This window comes from Saccharopolyspora hattusasensis (assembly GCF_050972075.1).
GTDB lineage: Bacteria > Actinomycetota > Actinomycetes > Mycobacteriales > Pseudonocardiaceae > Saccharopolyspora > Saccharopolyspora hattusasensis.
This window is the reverse complement of sequence record NZ_JBPCDC010000001.1, coordinates 1,111,913-1,133,253: the sequence shown is the minus strand read 5'-3', so window position 1 is coordinate 1,133,253 and position 21,341 is coordinate 1,111,913. Positions and strand designations below refer to the sequence as shown.

General features: G+C 65.4%; 15 protein-coding genes. 12 read left to right on the top strand and 3 right to left on the bottom strand.

The genetic code is table 11. The features are described 5' to 3' along the window. Positions 1-252 precede the first annotated feature (252 nt). From ACRXBZ_RS05265 to ACRXBZ_RS05250, 4 genes are all read left to right on the top strand, one after another. On the top strand, positions 253-2,958 hold the full coding sequence (locus ACRXBZ_RS05265; RefSeq protein WP_433878050.1) for a DEAD/DEAH box helicase: 2,706 nt from the start codon (positions 253-255) through the stop codon (positions 2,956-2,958). 669 nt (positions 2,959-3,627) lie between these two features. After that, positions 3,628-4,650, top strand: coding sequence for a beta-ketoacyl-ACP synthase III (locus ACRXBZ_RS05260; protein WP_433878049.1), 1,023 nt, complete (start codon positions 3,628-3,630; stop codon positions 4,648-4,650). Between the two features lie 32 nt (positions 4,651-4,682). Further along, a complete protein-coding gene (locus ACRXBZ_RS05255) occupies positions 4,683-4,922 on the top strand; it encodes an acyl carrier protein (RefSeq protein WP_433878048.1) in 240 nt (79 codons plus the stop codon). A 390-nt stretch (positions 4,923-5,312) separates the two neighbouring features. Further along, positions 5,313-6,749, top strand: a complete 1,437-nt coding sequence (locus ACRXBZ_RS05250; RefSeq protein WP_433878047.1) for an acyl-CoA carboxylase subunit beta — start codon at positions 5,313-5,315, stop codon at positions 6,747-6,749. Positions 6,750-6,935: 186 nt separating this feature from the next. On the opposite strand, the gene ACRXBZ_RS05245 is transcribed toward ACRXBZ_RS05250, so the two are convergent. Next, positions 6,936-7,724, bottom strand: coding sequence for an IclR family transcriptional regulator (locus ACRXBZ_RS05245; protein WP_433878046.1), 789 nt, complete (start codon positions 7,722-7,724; stop codon positions 6,936-6,938). 691 nt (positions 7,725-8,415) lie between these two features. Here ACRXBZ_RS05245 and ACRXBZ_RS05240 point away from each other — a divergent pair. The 4 genes from ACRXBZ_RS05240 to ACRXBZ_RS05225 all read left to right on the top strand — a co-directional run bounded on the left by ACRXBZ_RS05240 (position 8,416) and on the right by ACRXBZ_RS05225 (position 15,259). After that, the gene (locus ACRXBZ_RS05240) at positions 8,416-8,727 is read left to right on the top strand and encodes a hypothetical protein (RefSeq protein WP_433878045.1); all 312 of its coding nucleotides are present in this window, start codon (positions 8,416-8,418) and stop codon (positions 8,725-8,727) included. A gap of 540 nt (positions 8,728-9,267) precedes the next feature. After that, entirely contained in the window at positions 9,268-14,397 is a 5,130-nt protein-coding gene (locus ACRXBZ_RS05235; RefSeq protein WP_433878044.1) for a type I polyketide synthase, read from the top strand. Next, positions 14,394-14,804: a YybH family protein gene (locus tag ACRXBZ_RS05230; RefSeq protein WP_433878043.1), complete on the top strand. Its 411-nt coding sequence runs from the start codon at positions 14,394-14,396 to the stop codon at positions 14,802-14,804. Before ACRXBZ_RS05235 ends, ACRXBZ_RS05230 begins: the two co-directional genes overlap by 4 nt. Beyond that, entirely contained in the window at positions 14,801-15,259 is a 459-nt protein-coding gene (locus ACRXBZ_RS05225) for a lipocalin-like domain-containing protein (protein ID WP_433878042.1), read from the top strand. The genes ACRXBZ_RS05230 and ACRXBZ_RS05225 overlap by 4 nt, the downstream gene beginning before the upstream one ends. Before the next feature lie 433 nt (positions 15,260-15,692). On the opposite strand, the gene ACRXBZ_RS05220 is transcribed toward ACRXBZ_RS05225, so the two are convergent. Together ACRXBZ_RS05220 and ACRXBZ_RS05215 are read right to left on the bottom strand one after the other, a co-directional pair. Then, complete coding sequence (locus tag ACRXBZ_RS05220; protein ID WP_433878041.1) at positions 15,693-15,821, bottom strand: hypothetical protein; 129 nt, start codon at positions 15,819-15,821, stop codon at positions 15,693-15,695. A 78-nt stretch (positions 15,822-15,899) separates the two neighbouring features. Further along, on the bottom strand, positions 15,900-16,673 hold the full coding sequence (locus tag ACRXBZ_RS05215) for a cyclase family protein (protein ID WP_433878040.1): 774 nt from the start codon (positions 16,671-16,673) through the stop codon (positions 15,900-15,902). On the opposite strand from ACRXBZ_RS05215, the gene ACRXBZ_RS05210 reads away from it, so the two are divergent. The 4 genes from ACRXBZ_RS05210 (at position 16,654) to ACRXBZ_RS05195 (ending at position 21,274) form a co-directional block, all read left to right on the top strand. Beyond that, positions 16,654-16,992 (top strand): hypothetical protein, encoded by a 339-nt coding sequence (locus tag ACRXBZ_RS05210; protein WP_433878039.1) that lies wholly within the window; start codon positions 16,654-16,656, stop codon positions 16,990-16,992. The genes ACRXBZ_RS05215 and ACRXBZ_RS05210 overlap by 20 nt on opposite strands. 438 nt (positions 16,993-17,430) lie before the next feature. After that, positions 17,431-17,628: a hypothetical protein gene (locus ACRXBZ_RS05205; protein WP_433878038.1), complete on the top strand. Its 198-nt coding sequence runs from the start codon at positions 17,431-17,433 to the stop codon at positions 17,626-17,628. Between the two features lie 293 nt (positions 17,629-17,921). After that, positions 17,922-20,141: a pantoate--beta-alanine ligase gene (gene panC / locus ACRXBZ_RS05200; protein ID WP_433883801.1), complete on the top strand. Its 2,220-nt coding sequence runs from the start codon at positions 17,922-17,924 to the stop codon at positions 20,139-20,141. Further along, on the top strand, positions 20,138-21,274 hold the full coding sequence (locus ACRXBZ_RS05195) for a thiamine pyrophosphate-dependent dehydrogenase E1 component subunit alpha (protein ID WP_433878037.1): 1,137 nt from the start codon (positions 20,138-20,140) through the stop codon (positions 21,272-21,274). The genes panC and ACRXBZ_RS05195 overlap by 4 nt, the downstream gene beginning before the upstream one ends. Positions 21,275-21,341 lie beyond the last annotated feature (67 nt).

Here is a 21,341-nt window from a genome sequence, read left to right as displayed (position 1 = left end):
TCGAGGCACGTTTCCAGTTGAACCGGTTCTGGAGCACCGGCGTTTACCCGATGGGTGCCTGGCTGCGGCGCACGGTCGGTGTCAGCGACAGTCCGGACTCGTCGAAGAAGACGATCCACGCGTGGTGGCGCACCAGCGCCCGCACGCTCGCTGGCATCCGGACTACCGAGACATGGCTCGGCCCCACTCGGCATGCGGTAACGTGGCTGGCGATCAAGGAGTCGCTGCTAGCCGGGGAGGACATGTTCGGCAATGTCCTTAGCCGCCGACTCCGCGCCGCTGCATTGGATGAAGATCACCGACCCGGATGCGTCGATTCCGGATCATCCGCCGGGAGTAGACGTCCGGGTCATGCTCCCCGATCATGCCGAATTTGCAACACTTCAGGAAAAGTTGCTCGTCGATGGTATTCCGGTTCGGACAGCGCGGTACCTCGTCGAACAGGACACCATCAGCACCCTCGCGCACAATGGCCGGTTGGCTGTCACCAGCGGTGAATGCCACTTGATACGTGCTACACCGAGGACTTTCCCGAGCGCGCTCGGCCCGGCGGCGTCGGCGGCCCGCGATACCTTCGATCTACTTTGGAACATCCACGCGCCGATCGATTCCGGGCCGGTCACGTCCAAGCCCGCGAGTGAACTCGTGCCATCGGACTGGCTTGGTTTCCTGCCCCACCGGATGCTCAACCCAGCGCAATCCGAGGCAGCGCCGCACATTCTGCACGGCGAGGAGAACGTGGTCGTCGTCGCGCCTACCGGCACCGGAAAGACAGTGATCGGGATGATGGCGGCCCTGCGCGCGATCAAGGAGCACGGGCGCAAAGCAGCATGGTTGGTGCCGCAACGATCCCTCACCGACGAGCTGAACCAGGAACTCGACGCGTGGCGCCAGGGCGGGCTACGGGTGGAGCGGCTCTCCGGTGAGTACAGCGTCGATATCCAACGCGTGCGCGATGCCGATCTCTGGGTCGCCACCACTGAGAAGTTCGAAGCGATCTGCCGCGCCTCGTCGTTCCGGGAAGCGTTGGGGACGGTGGGCTGTCTTATCGTCGACGAGATCCACCTACTCGGGGACCCAACCCGGGGCTCGGTCCTCGAAGCTCTGCTCGCCCGCGTCAGAGACGGCGATGCGCGGACGCGGATCGTGGGCTTGTCGGCGACCGTATCCAACGCGGGAGAAATCGCAGACTGGCTGCACGCCGAGCTGGTGCGCACGGTGTGGCGGCCAAGCCGGTTGACCTGGCAGCTTCCCACCATCTCGGCGCATTCGGACTGGAGTCAGAGCGAGGCCGCCCGCACCCGATTGGCCAGTTCCCTGACCGGTCTCATCACCTCGGACGGCGGGAGCGTGCTCGTGTTCTGCGGCAGCAAGCGAGGTGTCCGCCAAACCGCGCTGATCATCGCAGGCAGCCGCGGAGCGAACATCGATGGCGTTCACCCGGACGACCTCGATCGGCTCCACACCGCATGCCGGCAGGCGCGGGTCGGCTTGCATTACAAGGGTTGGGATCACCGACAAGACGACGAACGAGGCTTCCGGCAACGCGACCTCGACGTGCTCGTGGCGACCTCGACGGTCGCGGCCGGGGTGAACCTGCCGGCCCGCGCGGTGGTCGTGCGCGATACACAGGTCGGCTTGAACAACATCGATGTCGCCACCGTGCAGCAGATGTTCGGGCGAGCGGGACGCGTGGGCACCGGCGAAAACCAAGGCTGGGCCTTCCTGATCGTCAACGAAACCGAACGGCCGCACTGGCAGGCCCGGCTGAGCCGAGGCCACAAGGTGGATTCGCAGATCCAGTCGAACCTTCCCGACCACATCCTCGCCGAAGCGGTGCAACAACGCATCCACTCGCTCCGGGAGGCCGAGCGGTGGTGGGTGCAGACGCTCGCCCACCACCAGGGCAGCCACAGTCTCGCCCCACTCCGGCATGCCGTCGACTTCCTGGTGGAAGGCGGCTATCTGAGCGCCACCTGCACCCCCGACGACGACATCGCGCTCGCACCAACCGAACTCGGCACGGTCACCGCGCGCATCATGGTATCGACTACGGTCGGACACGAACTCCGCAAAGCGCTCGCGGGCCAGCCGGTGCCCGCCGACGCCGAAGTTGCCGAGCAAGTTCTCATCGGCGCGTTGTCCACAATTGTTCCGAAACTCGCCCAGGCCTCGATCAGCGAAGACCTGAAAACCACGGTCCTGCGACTGATCGAGTCGAACGGACGGCTCCACGACGACGTTCGCCCAGCGGGAACCGGGCAGGGACGTTACGCGCCCGGCGATCTGGCGAAAGCGACGCTGCTCACCGCCGCGAACACGCCTTCCGCGTTTCACGCGCGCGCTCGGCAGATCGGTGGCATCCCATACCCGACCATGTACCCGGTGCTCGAAGAAGCACCGCGATACCTGCACTGGCTGGGCACCCAAGGGTATCTCCGCACCCTCCATCCGTGGTGTGCGATCGTCGCTGCCGATCTGAGCAGGCGCATCCGCTGGCGGCGCTGCCAACCGCCACGAGGAGCCGGCAGATTGCTGTGGATGTGCGAACAGATCGCAACACCGCTGCACGCCGAAAACGCGGTCCCGAAGCTGTGGGAAGCCGCCACCGCACGCGGAATCACAAGGCCGGACTGGGAATCCACCACTCGACCGCAAGGCTGCCGCCTCGAACAGGACGACTACGTAGCGCTGCTGCGCGAGCGCGCTACCGGAGCCGTCCTCGGCTCGGAAAGTGGCAGGGGCAGAGCGAAAGGCCCAGTCGGATCGATCGCCATCACCTGGGAGGGGACGAAGCGCGCAACCGCGATGCTGCACACTGGCCAAGCAGCCTTACCCGCTTTGCCGGACACTTCCGAGGAGCACGCTGAGATCGCCCTGTTCACACGGCGCGGTGACTACTGCGCCACGGGCTGGCTCGCCGCCTACTCGGGCATCAAGCACGGCTCTGATCAGTGACCTCAGTGCAGCCCCTGCCCCGGGCCAGGTGTGACCGCGCGGAATAGCCCGCCACCCGACACTGCAGCGATGGGGCCGCCCGATGCGTTTGCCGTTGGGGCTCCCGCGGGGGCCGGTTACGCTACCGTTGACCGGCCCCCGCAGGGTCTCCTCCTGCCGGGGGGAGGTGTGACAGGAGGAGACAGCCGGGCCACGATCTGACCGGAGCCATACTGGCCGAGCCGCAGCACTGGCAACAAGAGTTGTCCAGGCACCATCGTCGGCCATTTCGGGCAGCCACTTGACGGATTCGGTCAAGACCGTCAACGCGTGCGACGTCGGAGGAGTCCGCAAAGTCTTCAATCTGGGGTTGGTCTCGTGCGGTTTCCAGAGGTCCACATTGGTCGTCGGTTGCAATGGTCCAGAGTTGCCGAGACGCCGCACTCACAGGTTTGCATGCCGGGCGGTACTTTCGTGCAGCATAGCTGACCGAAAGTGCCTCTATATGGCGCAGTGAACGCGCCGATATGGATAAACTTCAGGCGCCGTGTGGAGTCGAGGGCCGGCCCCCGGAATGTATTTGGAGTGGCACGATATCCACCCTCCCCTCCGCCGCACGTCAAAAGCGTGAAAAAGCTCAAACGTTTCAGGTGCGAACCATCAATTCATTTAGCAACGGAGTTGGTCGGGATGGCAGTCAGCGCTGTTATCGCGGGATTGGCTGCGTGGTTGCCTCCCGCGGTTGTCACGAATAATGATTTGTGCTCGAGGCTGGACACGTCCGAGGAGTGGATCGAGCGCCGCACGGGCATCGTGCAGCGTCGGGCCGTCTCGAACGGTGTGGCGACGGTGGACTTGGCGGTGGAGGCCGGCGGTCGGGCGCTGAAAGCAGCCGGGGTGCCCGGGGTCGATGCGGTCGTTGTCGCGACGACCTCACCAGACCGGATCTGTCCGGCCGGAGCGCCGGAGGTGGCGTCGAGGCTCGGGCTGGGCACTGTCGCAGCTTACGACCTGACCTCTGCGTGCAGTGGCTTCGTCTATGGCCTTGCCACGTGCGCCGGGCTCATTAGCGCCGGCGTCGCAGAAAGTGTCCTTTTCATTGGTGCCGAAGCGTTCTCGACGTTCGTCGACCCGGGGGATCGCACCACCGCGCCGATCTTCGGCGATGGAGCCGGGGCGGTGGTCCTGCGTCGCGGAAACCCAGATGAGCCGGGCGCGATCGGACCGTTCGACCTGGGAAGCGACGGCGCGCAAGCGGATCTGCTGGCCATCCAAGGTGGTGGCTCACGGCAGCGGTCCGCGACCGGGCTCGGTCACGGCGAGGCGCCGACCGAGGACTGGTATCTATCGATGGCCGGACGGGCGATCTATCAGCAGGCGATTGCCCGGATGACGGAATCGTCACTTGCCGTGCTCGATCGTGCCGGCTGGTCGTTGACGGAGGTGGATCGCTTCGTCGGACACCAGGCCAACATCCGCATCCTGACCTCCGTCGCCAACCGGTTGGGTATCGCGCCGGAGCGGGTTCTGATCAACATCGATCGAGTCGGAAACGCCCTATCGGCGTCCATCCCGCTCGTCCTGGCCAGCGCCGCCGCTGGTGGCGAACTGCGCCCGGGGGACAGGGTGCTGATCACCGCATTCGGGGCGGGATTGTCCTGGGGTTCCACAGTCTTGGTGTGGCCGAACATTCCGGTAGACAGTCCACTGTGAATTTTTCGCCTTGAATCCAGAAGGAGACCGTGATGAGCGATTTGTACACCCGACTCGGCGAATTACTGACGAGCTGGTTCGATGTCGAAAACTCGGCTCTGAAGCCCGACGCCTCGCTCGACGACCTGGGCCTCGACTCATTGGCGCAGGTAGAACTAGGTCAATTGCTCGAGCAGAATTTCGGGGTTGAGGTCACCGATGCCGAGATGGAGAAAATGGCCACGTTGACTGACATCCTCGAAGCGTTGGAGAAAAAGGGAGTGGCCGTCTGATGTCCGGATTCGCGGTGGCGGTCACCGGCAGCGGGCTCATCATGCCCGCGGGGATCGACGTGGACGAGAACTGGAAGCAGATCGCCGAAGGTGGTCCGACGGCGGCCACCGACGCCTGAGCCGGCCGGGCTCCAGGTCGACTTTTCCGGCCGCGTACCGGGTTTCGATCCCGCCGCGAGTCTCGGTGCGCGTCGCGAAACCCGCAATTTCCATTGAAATCGAAGGTTCGATTTCAATGGAAATTGCGGAAGAACCCACCTCATCGGGTGGTGAACCTGGTCGGAGGTGCCCCTTCGCGAGCGCTAGCGCCGGTGCCCCTCAAGAGCCACTGACCCGCAGGAACCCGAGAACCTCGAAAGACCGCCTGACACCGACTTCCCGGAGGATCCGATGACCGCAGTGGCCAGCCGGCCGGAGAGCGTGCAGCAGCAGCGGGATCCGCGTGATCCCGAGGTGCGGCTGGATCAGCTGCTCGATCCGGAGTCGATCGAGCCGCTGCACCCGCGTGACAGCAGCGGGATGTTCGCGGTGCGCGGCCGTGTCGATGGCACGAAGGTGGTCGTCTACTGCAGCGATGCCACCAAGATGGGTGGCGCGCTGGGTGCCGAGGGTTGCGGGCACATCGTGGACGCCATCGACGTGGCGGTGCGGGAGCGCTGCCCGGTGATCGGCGTGTGGCATTCCGGCGGCGCCCGCATCCCCGAGGGGGTGGAGTCGCTGGATGGCATGGGCCGGATGTTCGCGGCGATGATCCGCGCGTCCGGTCGGGTGCCGCAGATCTCGGTGGTGGTGGGCCCGGCCGCCGGTGGCGCCGCGTACGGCCCGGCGCTGACGGATGTGGTCATCATGTCCCCGGCCGGGCGCGTGTTCGTCACCGGACCGGATGTGGTCCGCAGCGTGACCGGCGAGCAGATCGACCAGGAGGGTCTGGGCGGTATCTCCGCGCATGGCGGGAAGTCCGGCGTGGTGCACGTGGTCGCCGACGACGAGACCGACGCGTACGTGCGGGCGCGGCGGCTGACGGGGTTGTTCGCGAGGCCGGGCGTGTTCGACCTGCATTCCGTGCAGGGCGCCGGCGATCTGCGTGCGCTGCTGCCGGACCGCCCGCAGCGTGCCTATGACGTGAAGCCGGTGATCCGCGGCATCCTCGACGCCCGCGCCGACGGCGGTGCGGACTTCGAGGAGTTGCAGGCCAAGTGGGCTGCGAACATCGTGGTCGGTCTCGGTCGGCTCGGCGGCCGCAGCATCGGTGTGATCGCGAACAATCCGCTGCGCAAGGGTGGTTGCCTGGACTCGCTGTCGGCGGAGAAGGCCGCCCGGTTCGTGCGGATGTGCGACTCGTTCGGCGTGCCGCTGCTGGTGCTCGTCGATGTGCCCGGTTATCTGCCCGGGGTCGGCCAGGAATGGGGCGGTGTGGTGCGGCGTGGCGCGAAGCTGTTGCACGCTTTCGGTGAGGCCGTGGTGCCGCGGGTGACGCTGGTGACCCGCAAGTCTTACGGTGGCGCGTACATCGCGATGAACGCCCGCTCGCTGGGCGCGACCACCGTGTTCGCCTGGCCGGAGGCGGAGGTCGCGGTGATGGGGGCCAAGGCCGCGGTCGGCATCCTGCACCGCAAGACGCTGGCCGCCGCGCCCGAGGGGGAGCGCGAGGCGTTGCAGGCCAAGCTCACCGAGGAGCACGAGCGGGTCGCCGGTGGGGTGGTCCGGGCGATGTCGATCGGTGTGGTCGACGAGGTAATCGACCCGAAGACCACCCGCCGCCGGGTCGCCGAAGCACTGGCCGCTGCCCCCGCAGGCCGCGGTTGGCACGGCAACATCCCGCTGTGACCCGGCTCAGCAGCAAAGCATGCTGTCGGCATCGCTACGCGACGGGCCCGCGGCCCGCCCTTGACCCCGGAGCCTCTACGGCCCCTAACGCGCAGCAGCACAGGCAGGCCCCACGGCCCCGCCCGCCCCAGCAGCGCGGCGCTGACCACAACCAACAACATCCCTACAAATCAACCCTTTACGGTTTCAGGGGATTGCCACATGTCCGGAAAACTGGGCACGTCGCTGTCGTGGTACACGCAAGTTAGAGGAAGGTTTGTTCGTGGTAGCGGCGAGAATGACGTCGCGTCGCAATTCTCGCATGATAATGTCAGCCACTCGCCGTAGCCAGTATAACGTTCGATCGTGGTCGACAGACTTGGTACTGCCTCGCACCGTCAACGCCAGAGCCGGGCAACCGGGCAACAGCAACGGCACCGCAAGGCAAGTCGCGCCACACGAATGATGCCCGACTGAATAACCGTTCTGCCGAATGCCCATCAGTTTGCCATCGAGCTGCGCGACGTCATCAGGGCCCAAGCCGGCCAGTTGAGCCGCCCGCAGCGCAGCGGCCCTGTCATAGGCAAGAAGCGCGCGCCCCGCAGCAGTGTCAAGGGCGGGGCCGCGACCCGATTCGTCACTCGGCAGCCACAGATCCTGATGGCCGTATACCCGCTGAAGGAACTCGACATCCCTTCCATTCAGGGTCGCAAGGCTCGTGGTCAACCGAGTATGCATCAGCAAATCCCCGAGGTACGGGGCCACTCCACGGATCAGTTCACCAGGGATGTTGCTCGAGGGCTCCCGCTTAGTATCCTTTACGGCGATCTGGTAAAGTGTTCCGTTGCGTTCGACGACGCCTGCGTCGATAAGCGCATGCAGCATGCGGTGTGTCGTTGATTTCGGTAATCTAGTGCGTCTGCTCAGGTCGGAAAGCCGCATCGCGGTAGCATCACCTTGCAACACGGAAATCAGAACGAATGCCTTGTCGATCACCGAGCTCCGACCTTGATCCATCGCTTTGGTGCCTCTCAATTCGCGCGTAGGCCCGCGAAGCGATAGGAGCATTTCAGGCAACCGGCAGCTGGCGAACCACGACTCTGGTGATTCTTCACGGTTTCTCGGCAAATCTTGCCCTTTTGGGCAATTCGGCTACAGCATACTGTATGTCGAGGTCGTTGGTCATCGCGTCGAACCCGGTTGCGAGGACGGGTGCTGGCGTCAACCAGGTGCACGTTTGAACGATGGGAGGCCTCGTAGTAGCCGTGGCCTCCCGGATCAGGCCGCCGGGATCACATACCTGCGCTCCCGCGCCTACCGGCCGCAGACCAACGGCAAGGTCGAACGCTTCCAGTACCACATCAACCTCGACGGCCCACCCGCTCGCCGCGTCCCCGACTTCCCAGGTCAGTACGCCAGGCGGAGGTGCGGGCTAGGTCCGCGACCGAGGTCTCGTGATGTCCATCGCCTGCTAGGGCATCGGGGCCAGCGCGAACCTCGGCGGCACCGTTCCGCCGAGCGGAACGTTCTATTGCGCTGGAATAGTCCAAGTGAATCAATGACAGGTGCCTGGCGAGAAGAACTGAACACATGGAGGCCCCGTGCCGAAACCTCTGTCCGTGGACGACATGCGGCCCAGATCAGCACCGTTGCTGCCTGGGGCTGATGTCAGCGCACACTGCGCCGGTTGAACCTCTCTGAAGAGCTCTTTCACGCCAGCGGTCTCGAGGGCGATGACCATGCCGGGCGCCGCCCTGTGGCGACCGGTCGGCGAACTGAGCATGAAGGATGCGGCATCTTCGTTCGGCGGGGGTTTCGCTCTTCATTTCTTGACCAACTTGCTCGCAAGGCAGCGACTGCAGATTTATTTCATGAAGGAATGACAACATGGTCCACCGCGGAAAACGGCAAGGTTGCCGCCGGTCTTGACACATCACCAGGATATCTGGTGGTAGATTCGGGCGGCGATCAAGACGGATTTCTGCTGAAGTTCTACTGAGAGTTGGACTCAAAGGAAATTTGTTTTGATCACGAGCACTGGTTTCCGGACAACAAGCTGAGGATTCACTGCCGGCGGTGTGGTGGACCGCTGACTGTGACGACGTCTTCACGCAAGATTCTACGATGGCAGACACCCGCCGAATTCTTCAGCTGTGCACTAACATCATGGGCACGAACCCCGCCCCGCCTGGCTCGGTCTCAAGCTGTAGCGCACTGCTGACTCGCGGGAGTCGGCCGCGGTCATTGGATGACCTGGCCAGCCGGATGACCTTGTCCGATCCGGTCCAGTTTGCCGTCAAAAGCCCCGCGAGCACACCGAACGATTCCCATCCCCACAGGCGCGCACATGAGCAACGCGGGCTTCAGATAGCTGACCGGACACCCAGGCAACCGGTGGTTCACTTTGGAGAAAGTGTCATGAAAGACGATTTGCAGATAGCCGCACGCATTCTACCGCCAGTGCAACTATCCAGCCCGTTACCGTCGCCGATGCTGGGGCGCGTTCGAATTTCCGAAATCGAATCACCGAGGGGCTCTAATGACGCGCAATGATGTGCGGCGCGACGCTGCTGTGGCTGTTGTGGGTACGGCGTGTCGATTGCCGGCGGGTATAAATGATTCGGTCGCGTTGCGTGAATTGTTGAATGCGTTTGGCAACGTTTCTTCCGAAGTTCCCCGGGCGCGGTGGTCTGAATATGAAAGAGTCGCGCCCGAATGGACCGGTGCAGTCCGTGACACCTGGCGGATGGGTGGTTACCTGGACGATCCGTTCGGTTTCGATGCCGCGTTCTTCGGAGTCTCCCCGCGAGAAGCCGCTCAGATGGATCCACAGCACCGGATCATGCTGGAAGTCGCCTGGGAGGCGTTGGAGAACGCCGGAATCGATCCCACCTCCCTGGCCGGCGGCGACGGCGGCGTCTTCGTGGGGATCGGTCCCTCCGATCACGGCAGGCGCGTGCTCGAGGACCTGCCCAGGGTAGAGGCGTGGAGCGGCATCGGTGCCGCGCAATGCGGTGCGGCGAACCGGGTGTCCTATGCGTTGGACCTTCGTGGTTCGAGTATCGCGGTCGACACCGCGTGCTCGGCGTCTCTCGTCGCGGTGCACCTCGCTTGTGAGAGCTTGCGCCGCGGTGAATGTGATCTTGCTGTCGTCGGCGGGATCGGTCTGTCTTTGACGCCGGGCCCGACCAGGTCGCTGCAGCTTGCCGGTGCGATCGCGGCGGATGGGCGTTCGAAGCCCTTCGACGCCGACGCCGACGGGTACGGACGCAGCGAGGGGTGCGGGGTGGTGGTGCTCCAACGCGTGAGCGACGCCCGGAGGGCCGGAAACCCCGTGCGAGCCGTGCTATTGGGCAGCGCGGTGGTGCAGGACGGGCGTACTAACGGGATCATGGAACCCAGCGCGGATGCACAGGCTGACATGATCCGGAAGGCCTGCGCGTCGGCGGGTGTCGATCCCGGAACTGTCGACTACGTGGAGGCGCACGGGACCGGCACCAGGCTGGGGGACAAGGTCGAAGCCGCCGCCCTCGCCGAGGTGTACGGCCGAGGCAGGCAGCCGGGAGCCGAGTGCCTGATCGGCTCGGTCAAGTCGAATGTGGGACACCTCGAAGCCGCCTCCGGCATCGTCGGTCTGATCAAGACGGTGCGGGCGCTCCGCGACGGCGTGCTGCCCCCCACCCGGTTGTCGAAGTTGAGTCCCGCCATCGACTGGGACGACAACGGTCTCCGGGTGGTTACCGAGCCGACGCCGTGGCCCGCCGAGCCCCATCGGGTGCGGCGCGCCGGGGTGTCCAGTTTCGGCTACGGGGGCACGATCGCCCACGTCGTGTTGCAGGAGGGCGATCCCGCTCCGCGAGGAGACTCCGAACCCGACGCCGAACGCGCGTTCGTGCTCTCCGCTGCGTCGGAGCAGGCGCTGCGAGACCAGGCGCGCGCGCTGGCGGACCACCTGGCCGCCGAGTCATCGACCGGTCTCGCCGACGTTGCGCACACCCTGGCGCTGCGGCGGGCGCGGCAGCGGTGCCGGGCCGCAGTGGTCGCACGGAGCCGGGAGGACGTCGTCAGCGCCTTGCGCGCACTGTCCGAAGGCGACAGCGCGACGAACGTCGTGCGCGCGGATGCCCGCCCCGAATCCGCGCCTGTATGGGTGTTCTCCGGGCATGGTTCCCAGTGGGACGGCATGGCCCGCGACTTGCTCGACTCGCAACCTGTGTTCGCCGCAGTTCTGGACAGGCTTGCGCCGGTGTATTCCGATGAGCTGGGCTGGACGCCTGCCGAGGTGCTGGCAGCGGGGCAGTTCAGCCGGACCGACGTCATCCAGCCGATGATCTTCGCCGTTCAGGTGGGTCTCGCGGCCGTGCTGGAGTCGTGGGGGCAGCGGCCGGCTGCCGTGATCGGGCATTCCGTCGGTGAAATCGCGGCCGCTGTTGCCGCGCGGGTGCTCGACCTGGACGAGGCGGCGAGACTCGCGTGCAGGCGATCGCGATTGCTCGGCGAGGTGGCGGGCAAGGGCAGGATGCTCATGGTCGCGCTGCCCGCCGACGAGGTCGCGCCGATGCTGCCTGCCGGCGTGGAAGTCGCGGTGCACACCTCGCCCGCGTCGACGGTCGTGTCCGGGGGCCTAGACGCCGTCGTAGAGCTGGCTGAGCGCTGGCGAGCGGAAGGGCTGACGGTGCGCGAGGTGTCCTCGGACGTCGCGTTCCACAGCGCGCACATGGACTCGCTGGTCGAGCCGCTGGTCGCCGCGCTCACCGGGCTGCGGGTGAGCGAACCGGCGATCCCTTTGTACAGCACGGCGTTCCCGGACACGAGGACACCGAGGGAGAGGTCCGCGAGCTACTGGGCGGCGAACCTCCGCAACGCGGTCCACTTCAGCGAGGCGGTGACGGCAGCGCTGGAGGACGGGCACACCCGGTTCCTGGAGATTTCTCCGCACCCCGTCGTGACGCACTCCGTGGACGAGGTGTCCTCGCTCGGCGGCCATGTCGCCTTCGCCACTGGAACTCTGCGCAGGCACCGGGACGGCGAGCGATCGCTGCTGTTCGGACTCGCGGCGATGCACTGCGACGGCGCCGAGGTCGACTGGCGCACGCTCGCGGCGGGCCGAGCCCTGACGTTGCCGGCGACGGCGTGGCAGCACCGCGCGTACCGGCCGCGGACAGGTCATCAGGTTCCGCACGCCGCGTTGCATGATCCGGCGGCAGGACATCTGCTCGGAGCATCGGTGCGGGTGCACGCGCGCACCTCGGTCGACATGTGGACGACCTACCTCGACGACTCGACGACGCCCTGCATGCCGTCGACATCGGACATTCCGGTTTCGGTGCTCGTGGCGACCGCGCTGGCCGCGGGGGGCACCGCGGCCGCCGAAGACATGAGGTTCGGCCTGGCGCTGCCGGTGTCGGGTCGCACGGTCCAGGTCACCGTGCAGGAGGGCCAGCTCAGGTTGTCGTCGTGGAGCGACGACGCCGGTCACGAGTCGGGTGCACCGCACTTGGAGGCGACGTTGTGCCGGCGGCCGTTGACGCCGCGCAACGCTTTCGTGCCATCGGATCTCCTGCCAGACCAGGGCGAACCCACGGTGCGAGGCGAGAACTTCCCATGGACCGCCCACCACGTCGAAAGGACCGGCGACACGGCCGTGGCGTTGGTGACCGTCGCGCAGGACACCAGGCCGACGTGGGCGGCAGCACTCGATGCGGCGCTCAGTCTCGCTTGCCCGCCAGGTAGTACGTGCACGGACATCGGGCGAGTAGCCGTAGTCGGCAACCCGCTCGCCTCGATTGTGGTGCTGACCTGGCCAGGTACCGAGGACGCAACCACGACCATCCACATCGCCACCGCGGGCGGCAGGATCATCGCAGAACTGGAGGACGTGCGGTTTCGCTCCGCGCCCGCTTCGGCAGGCGCACAGGACGTGGAGCCCGTGCACCAGGTCGTGTGGCGGCCTGCGGCGCTCACCGAGGGAACTCCGCCCACCGGCGTGGTGCTGATCGGTGGCTCCGCCGAGGCCGTGGCACTGGTGGAGGAGGTCGCAGCGGTGCTGCGCGTGCGCTGCGCCCGGGTGCACGACGTTGTGGAACTCGACCGCGCGTTGCCCGCAGCGGGGCCGCGTCCTGCCGTGATTGTGCCTGCTTCGACCGCGGGCAACGGACCGGTCGAAGCCGCCCAGCAGTCGATCACCACCGCGCTGAAGGTGCTCAGTGGGCTGAAGACGGCGAACGTGCCCGGTGCGCGGCTGTGGTTCCTCACCGATGGAGTTCGCGACAGCGGCGCTGAGTCCGCGCCCGCACAGCTGCCCCTGTGGGGGCTGGGCCGGGTGCTCGAGGGTGAGCACCCGGAGCTGTGGGGTGGAGTTCTAGACGTGCGGCAGCAGCATGGCGGCGCTGCCGCTCCGGATGTCGCGCTGGCGCTGAGCGCGAAGCCGGGCGAGAGCGTGCTCGCGCACCACGCGAAATCCTGGACCGTGCCGAGGCTGGTGCCGTTCGAGCCGGAGTCCCGACGCGACGACGACCTGGTGTGCCGTCCGGACGCGAGCTACCTCGTGACCGGTGGGCTCGGCGCGCTCGGCGTGGCGACCGCGCGCTGGCTCGTCGGCCGGGGAGCACGCAGGCTGGTGCTCATCACGCGAACCCCGCTGCCGCCGCGGTCGCGGTGGGACGAGGCATGGGACAAGACCACCGAGGAGAGGGTGCGTGCCGTGCGGGCGCTGGAGGCTCTCGGGGCCGTCGTGCGCGTGGTGGCCTGCGATATCGCCGACGTCGCCGCGGTGTCCTCGGCGCTGTCGGTGGACGCTCTGGGTTTCCCGGAGATCCATGGTGTCGTGCACGCCGCCGGAGTTCTGGACAGTCGTATGGCGGTCGACGTCGACGGGGAATCGGTGCGCACCGTGCTGAGCCCCAAGGCCCGCGGGGCGTGGGTGTTGCACGAACTCTTCCCGCCGGGAACTCTCGACTTCTTCGCGCTGTTCTCGTCCTGCGGGCAACTGCTGGGCCTGCCGGGACAGGCCACCTACGCCGCGGCCAACTCATTCCTCGACGGGCTCGCCCAGCTGCGCCGGGCAAAGGGCTGCCAGGGAACGACCAGCTGGGCGTGGACGTCCTGGCAGGGAATGGGAATGGGGGACAACCGCTATGTCGACGCGGAGCTCGCCGCACAGGGCATCGGCACCCTCACTACCGACGAGGCGTTCGCGGCTTGGCAGGGCAGCGCTCGACGTGCGGGTGCGTACGTGGCGGTGTTGCCGGTGGTGCCGACAGGTGATCCGAGCATTCGGCGTGCCGTGCTGAGCGAGCTTTCCACCGAGGCAGATGGCGCTGCGCCGACGAGATCGGACGAGCAGCTGCTGATGGCCACGGTGAGCCCGGAGGAACGCAGGCGGGCGGTACTCGCGTTCGTGCGCAAGCAGGTCGGGACCGAGCTCGGCATGGCCGCGGAGGAGATTGCCCCCGACACGCCCTTCGGCGACTACGGAATGGACTCGGTCATGTCGACGGCTCTCGCGAGGAGGCTCGGCACCGCGCTGGAGCGCAGGCTGCCTCCGTCTCTGCTCATCACCTGTCCGACGATCAACGATGTCATCGAGTACCTGTTGTCCTCGGGTGAGGAGCACGAGCTGCCCACGCCGCGCGACCCGGCGCAAACCCCCCAAAGGAGCCTGGTGTGACCCCACGGCCAGAAAACGACTGGACACGGTTCAGCCAGCGGATCTCGGCCGCGGCCGAGGCGTTCGCATCCGGTGATCCCGCGCCGTACCAGGAACTCTGGGCAAAGGACGACGACGTGTGTCTCATGGGAGCGTTCGGCGGAACGCTGGTGGGATGGTCCGCCGTTCAGGAACGGATGAACGCCGTTTCGGCGATGGTCAGCGCCGGCCCCGCGGTGCTGCACCAGGACGTCGTCGCGGAGTTCGGCAGCGCGGGAGTGATGTGCTCGGTGCGGCTGGAACGCTTCCAACCCAGAGACGGCGGACCGGAGTCCACCCGGAGGCTGACGCTCACTGCCCGGCACGACGGCACGGGCTGGCACATCGTGCACCAGCACTCCGACAGCCTCACCGTCGGGTCCGCATGAGCACGATCGGCGTGCGCGAGTCATTACTTGGCAGATGGGATCATCTCGCCGTGTTCCAGGTGGACGCGATCTCGCGCAAGAAGCTGTGGTTCTCGCCGTGCTACGGCTGGCATGGGATGTTGTGTTACCAGGCGGACGGCGCCATGTACGCGGTTTTCAGCGCGGTGGACCGGCCGGCGTTCGGCACCGAGGCGCTCGACGGTGGCACCCAGGACGAATGGGCCAGGGCGTACGGTTCCTACATCTCCTACAGCGGAAAGTACACAGTGGATGAATCCGAGATGGTGATCACCCACCACGTCGAGTTCTCCACCTTCCCCAATTGGACGGGACGGGACCTGGTGCGCCACTGCAGGTTCTCCCGAGATGGGGAGCACCTCGAACTGCTCACTCCTAGTGTCCACATCGGAGGAATGGACATCACGGTCCAACTCGACTTCCGGCGGTCGGGGTAGCGTTCGAGCGCTGCCGGTCGTGAGGAAGCCGGCGTTGCAATGCGGAGCGGTCATCGGGCTCTGCGCGGATAAACTGCCTTCCGCGATGCAACTGGCGGACGAATCCGACCATGCGTCAGATCGTCCCGTGTTCGGGGTCTCGCACTCCGCGGCGCACTGGGTCATCGACGCTGTCGGCCCGCCGCTGGGGTGTCGATGTACGGGTTGTGACACCCGACATCGACACCGTTCCCTAAACGTTGAGCGGGAGTGAGTCCTGGTGCCAGGACTCACTCCCGCTCAGGCTAACACCCCGAACGGTCTTGGGTGCTCTGCTTGCGGTGATCCGCCGGCCCGGATGATTCGAAGGAGAAGCGGCGCGGATTGCCGATCGGATTTCCACGGGTATCCAGATGCCAAGCAGCAAGGTGATCGGCGTTCGTAATGACACCGATCACCACTTGGGAAGAACCGGTAGCACCTTCTCGTCCTGCACGAGGAGGTCTTTGAGCCGCTCGCGTATCGCCACACCGGACGAGCCCGGGGCGACGAAAACCGGGGCGATGGACCGGAGATCAGCCATGCCCGGAGGCCTCCAATGCCTTCCGGGCACGGTTCGTCGCCGACCGGCGGCCCTTGGACTTCCTCGTGTCGCTTGTGATCAATGCTCGAAGATGGCGACCGCCCGGGTCCACCCTGCCGACGCGGCGTGAACCTTCACCGGGAAGCAGGAGACCAGGAAGCCGGTGGACGGCAACGACTCGAGGTTGTGCAGCTTCTCCAGGTGGCAGTACCCGATCTGGCGCCCCACCCGATGTCCCTCCCAGATCACTGAAGGATCGCCTTCGGCAGCGTACCTGGCGGCCGTGTGCACGAACGGCACGTCCCAGCTCCACGCGTCAGTCCCGGTCAGTCGCACGCCTCGTTCCAGCAGGTACAACGTGGCCTCCCGGCCCATACCGCAGCCGGAGGACACGTAGTCGTTCGCGCCGTACTTCATCCCCGCGGAAGTGTTGACCACCACGATCTCCAGGGGTGCCAGCTCGTGCCCAATGCGCTCGAGCTCCTCCTCGACGTCAAGTGCGGAGACGACGTACCCGTCTGGAAACTTCCTGAAGTCCAGCTTCACCCCGGGCTGGAAACACCATTCCAGCGGCACCTCGTCAACGGTGATCGCGCGTTCGCCGCCGTTCATCACCGCCGAGTAGTGGTACGGAGCGTCCAAATGGGTCCCGTTGTGCGTGGACAACCGCACGCGCTCTACCGCCCACCCCTCACCATCCGGCAGGTCTTCCACCTGTGCTCCGGGGAAGTAGGTGACCATGTCCGCCGCGGTGTCTTGGTGGTTCAGGTAGTCGATCTCCGGGCAGTTTCCGGGAGGGTCCGAGGCGATCCCCGCCCGCAGAGGCACCGAGATGTCAACGAACCTGCGCATTCTGTACCTCCGCGCTCGCGAATTCAGCGTTCAGACGATCGACAACTGTCGCCGTCAGGAGCTGATCGATACCGGACAGTTTCCCGGGACCACCAGCACCGATCATGCCGTACTCGCCGCCTCCTGGCGAGAGGACGAGACATCCCTTTTGATAGCGTGCAGTTCCCGCGTTTCCGCATCTTCCCGAGTGACGGCGCTGCCGTCCCGCCGCATCTCCACCACCAAGACGTCACCGTTTGTCCAAGATCACCGGGCATTCCGGGGCGAAAAGCCCTTGCGCGAAGAGTTCCATTTGTCGTCACTTCCACTTAGCCATTGACTTCCGTGCAAGTCAGGGAGCAAGGTCACGTGGCGCGCCCGTTAGGACGGTGAAATATGTACCATTTAGGCAACTAGGTGTGACGAAAGCGCACATATGTAGGAGGTTTTCGTTACTCTGATCGGTTGGTGGGCACACGGCGAACGTTCGGCCGTAAAGGGCCAGGACGTCCTTGGGTTCCAGGGTGTCGCAACGCCTGGACTTCGGGGAAGCGATGGGTTTAGAGATTCGTCGCGACCGTCCGCCGCGGGGGCGCAAAAAGCTGGGCCGGGAGCGGCCCGCTTATTTTGATCTTGCGTGAACGGTGTGAGCAGCCGGGAAGCGTGCCGGGTTGTGGGGATCAACTACGTCATCGGTAAGAGGTGGCGCAATGGTCGCAACCCCGCAATAGCCGCAATCCGACGTGGGCACGTTGGGGCACCGCCGAGTACCAGGGCGGTGCCCCGGTCTTGTTCGTCCCGCTATCTGAACGAGGACGAACGCCTCGGTGCCACCCTCGTCGACGCCCTGACCGGCTGCGGCGCGAAACCGTTCGTGGTGCCCGCGATGGGCAGCCACGGCGGCGGCACCGCGGAGGGCCAGCGGCAGGTGCTGGCCGAGTACGGGATCACCGACGCTGGGCGTCCGTTGCCCTGAAGCTCTCCGCACTGGGCTGTCTGAGCCGTTACGTGCACGTAATCGGAGCATTGCCGGCTGCCTGGTCAGGCAACCGTTACAGGATTTACGGGCAGAGTGGGCCACTTTCGGATCCCGGGACGCTGACAAATGGGCGGCGGTTGGGGCATCCTCCTTCGCGAGGAACCTCACAAAGGGAACCCTCGCAACCAGAAGGGACAGTGCTGATCTTTCGCACCTCCCATCTCGCTGGGCAAGCAGCCAACGCTGACTGTGCCTTGGTTTCTGAACTTTGGTCGACGCCCTCTAGCTGGATGGCGGCGACGGATTTTAGCCGGCATCGGGCGATACGGAGACGAGCCTTGGTCATGAAGATAGTCCGAACGGTAGCCGAGATTCGCGACTACGCAAGGGAAATGCGCCTGCGCGGACGAAACATTGGTCTCGTCCCTACGAAGGGCGCATTACACGGGGGTCATGAATCCTTAATGAACGCGGCGCGACGAGAGTGTGACGTCGTGGTGGTGTCCGCTTTCGCCGACCCGGCTCAGTTCAGCGACGAAGGCGGCTTCGAGGACTATCCCCGCGACGAGCAGCGTGATGCCGAGATCGCGGCCCGACTAGGTGTGGATGTGTTGTTCGCTCCGGAAGCGGCGGAGATCTCCCCGGACAAGTTGGCCACGGCCGTTGGCCTGGGCGTGCCGCTGGTCGAGGTGATTCGGCGCACGGGGCTGACCAAGGACTGCCAGTTTCCGGGGAAGTGCACGATCGCCACGAAGCTGTTCGACATCGTTGAACCGGACGTCGTGTTCTTCGAGGAGAAGGACCTGCCGGAGTGGGTTGCGGCGGAGCGCATGGTTCGAGACCTGAACCTTGCGGCGTCGGTCAAGGTGTTGCCGACAGCACGAGAGTCCGACGGTTTGGCGATGTCGAGCCGCAACCTGCGCCTGGGTGACCATCGGCCGCAGGCTGTTGCGCTGTACCGCGCGCTGCGCGCCGCTGCCGACTCGCTGAGCAACGGAGCAACCGATGCTGCCGTTCTGCGTGAGCGCGCACTGGCAGCGATAGCGGTGGAAGTCCTATCAGGTGACGTTGAACTCGACTACTTCGAGGCGCTCGACGCCGAAACCCTCGAGCCCGTCGAGACGGTGGCGAATCCGTTGTTGTTGGCCATAGGTGCACGAGTGGGAGCGGTCACCTTGTTCGATATCATCCGTCCAGACTTCGAGACCCAGACGCGCATCGACGCCGGCACCGAAATGCAACGATGCGAAGAGCGCCAGGCGGCCGACCACGTCCATCCGTCCGGAGAGTCGGCTGTGGACATCGTAATTTCGCGCCACAGCTCCGATGAGCGCATTGGTTTGATCAAGCAATTGCTCGAAGGGACCGGCGAATCCTACGAGCCGTTGAGAAGTGACCTTGCGGAATCGGATGTTCGGGGCAACATCGAAAACTTCGTAGGTGCGGTTCCCATTCCACTCGGACTGTGCGGTCCCCTCGAAATCCGGGGTAGGGAAGCGCGAGGAACCTTCGCGGTCCCAATGGCCACCCTCGAGGGCACCCTGCTCGCATCGTATTCGCGCGGAGCTAAGGTGATGAACCGGTCGGGAGGTTGCGAGACCCTGGTGTATGACGACTATTTCTTGCGTGCCACCCAGCTCACCACGGATTCCCTCGATGCCTCGGCGCGGCTCATCGAGTGGTGCCGGGAACGCGAGGACGTTATTCGCGAGATAGCGGCCGGCAGCAGTCGTCATCTCGGGGTGGCGGAAATTTCCTATGATTGTGCGGGTACTTCCGTCATCTTGTCGCTGCGGTGCACCACGGGTGACGCGATGGGTAGCAACATGGTCAGCAAGGCCGTGAGCCTAGTGTCCAATTATGTCAAGAAAAACAGCGGTCTGGTGCGCGAGGAATTCGTGCCGTACCCGGAGGACAAGAAGAACATCCCTGCCCGCAAGAAGGGGAAGAAGGTCATTGCCCGCACCGTCCTGAAAGAGGAAGTGGTGCGGACGATGACCCGAGTTGGTCTGGATCAACTGGCCAGGTACATCCGGAACTACAAGAATGCACTGGCCCTGCACGGAAGTCCTTCCCTCAATATCCATGCGGTCAACGGCATGGCCGCGCTGTTCCAGGCCTTCGGGCAGGACATGGCTTACCTTGGTGAATGTTCACAAGGAGTGGTGGACTGCCAGTTCCTGCCGTCCGGTGATCTCGAGGTGTCCATAACCCTGCCGACCCTCATCGTGGGGACTGTTGGTGGCGGAACTGGGCTTCCCGCTTTCCGCTCAACGCTTTCCATAGTGGACTGCTATGGTGCGGGAAAGGCCAAGAAGCTCGCAGAGATCATGGCCGCCGTGATACTCGGCGGCGAAATCGGCTGCGCTGCGGCGCAATGCAGCAACGAGTTCGTCGCGGCACATGAGTCGCTGGGGAAGAACCGGCCAATCGAGGCCGTCCCGCAGTTGGTGCGACCACGGCTTCCGGTCGGCGAGTTCATCGATGACACGGTGATGAGTCCAGCATGACCACTACTGTTGAGAAAGTCGATGTCACCGTCTCAACGCCGGTGCAGTCGCCACAGATCGACCCTGCCGCACTACTTCCTGAACGGGAGCCGTTCCAGGTCCTTGGAACGGCCAAGGCCGCTGACATCGACGACGAGCTCTTGCGGACCCTGTACCGGGATGTTGTGCGGGGTCGACGCTACAACCTGCAGGCAACGGCGTTGGCGAAGCAGGGAAGACTCGCCGTTTACCCATCAACCACCGGGCAAGAGGCGTGTGAGGTCGCGGCCGCCCGCGCCTTGTCACCGCAGGACTGGCTTTTCCCCACCTACCGCGACACGCTCGCCGCAATTGTCCGAGGCGTTGACCCCGTTGAGGCGTTGGCAGTGATGCGTGGGGACTGGCACCACGGATACGATCCCTACGCGCATCGGGTTGCCCCGCTGACCACACCGCTTGCTACCCAGCTTCCGCACGCTGTCGGGCTCGCGCGGGCCGCTCGGTTGAAAGGCGAGGACACCGTTGCCCTCGCGATGGTGGGGGACGGCGGCACAAGCGAAGGTGACTTCTACGAGGCGGTCAACTTCGCTGCGGTTTTGCGGGCGCCGGTGGTCTTCCTGGTGCAGAACAACAGGTTCGCCATCTCCGTCCCGCTGGCCAAGCAGAGCGCCGCACTGGCGCTGGCCGACAAAGCGGTCGGCTTCGGGCTGCCGGGACGTCTTGTCGACGGCAACGACGTGGTCGCCGTACACCAGGTTCTAGCCGAAGCCGTGGAACGCGCTCGGCACGGCGGCGGACCTACCCTGGTGGAGGCGATGACCTACCGCATCGATCCGCACACCAACTCCGACGATGACAGCCGGTATCGCGATCCTTCGGAGGTCGACCGGTGGCGCGGGCACGACCCGGTCCTGGTGCTGGAACGATCCTTGCGAGACATGGGCGTTCTCGACGACGCCGACGTCGAGGCAGCGGCGCGCTCGGCCGACGACTTCGCGGCAGACCTGCGCGAGCGCCACGACCACCCGCCTAGCCCGGACCCGATGACATTGTTCTCGCACGTCTTCGCCGAGAAGACGACCCAGTTGAGCGAGCAGGAAGCAATGGTGCGGGCCGAACTGCAGGCGCAAGCAGAAGGGGACGGCCAACTGTGACTAAAGCTTCGGCCGTTGTTGCGGGATCAGTCCCCGAAGCAAGGACTCCGAACCAGCGCTCGATGAC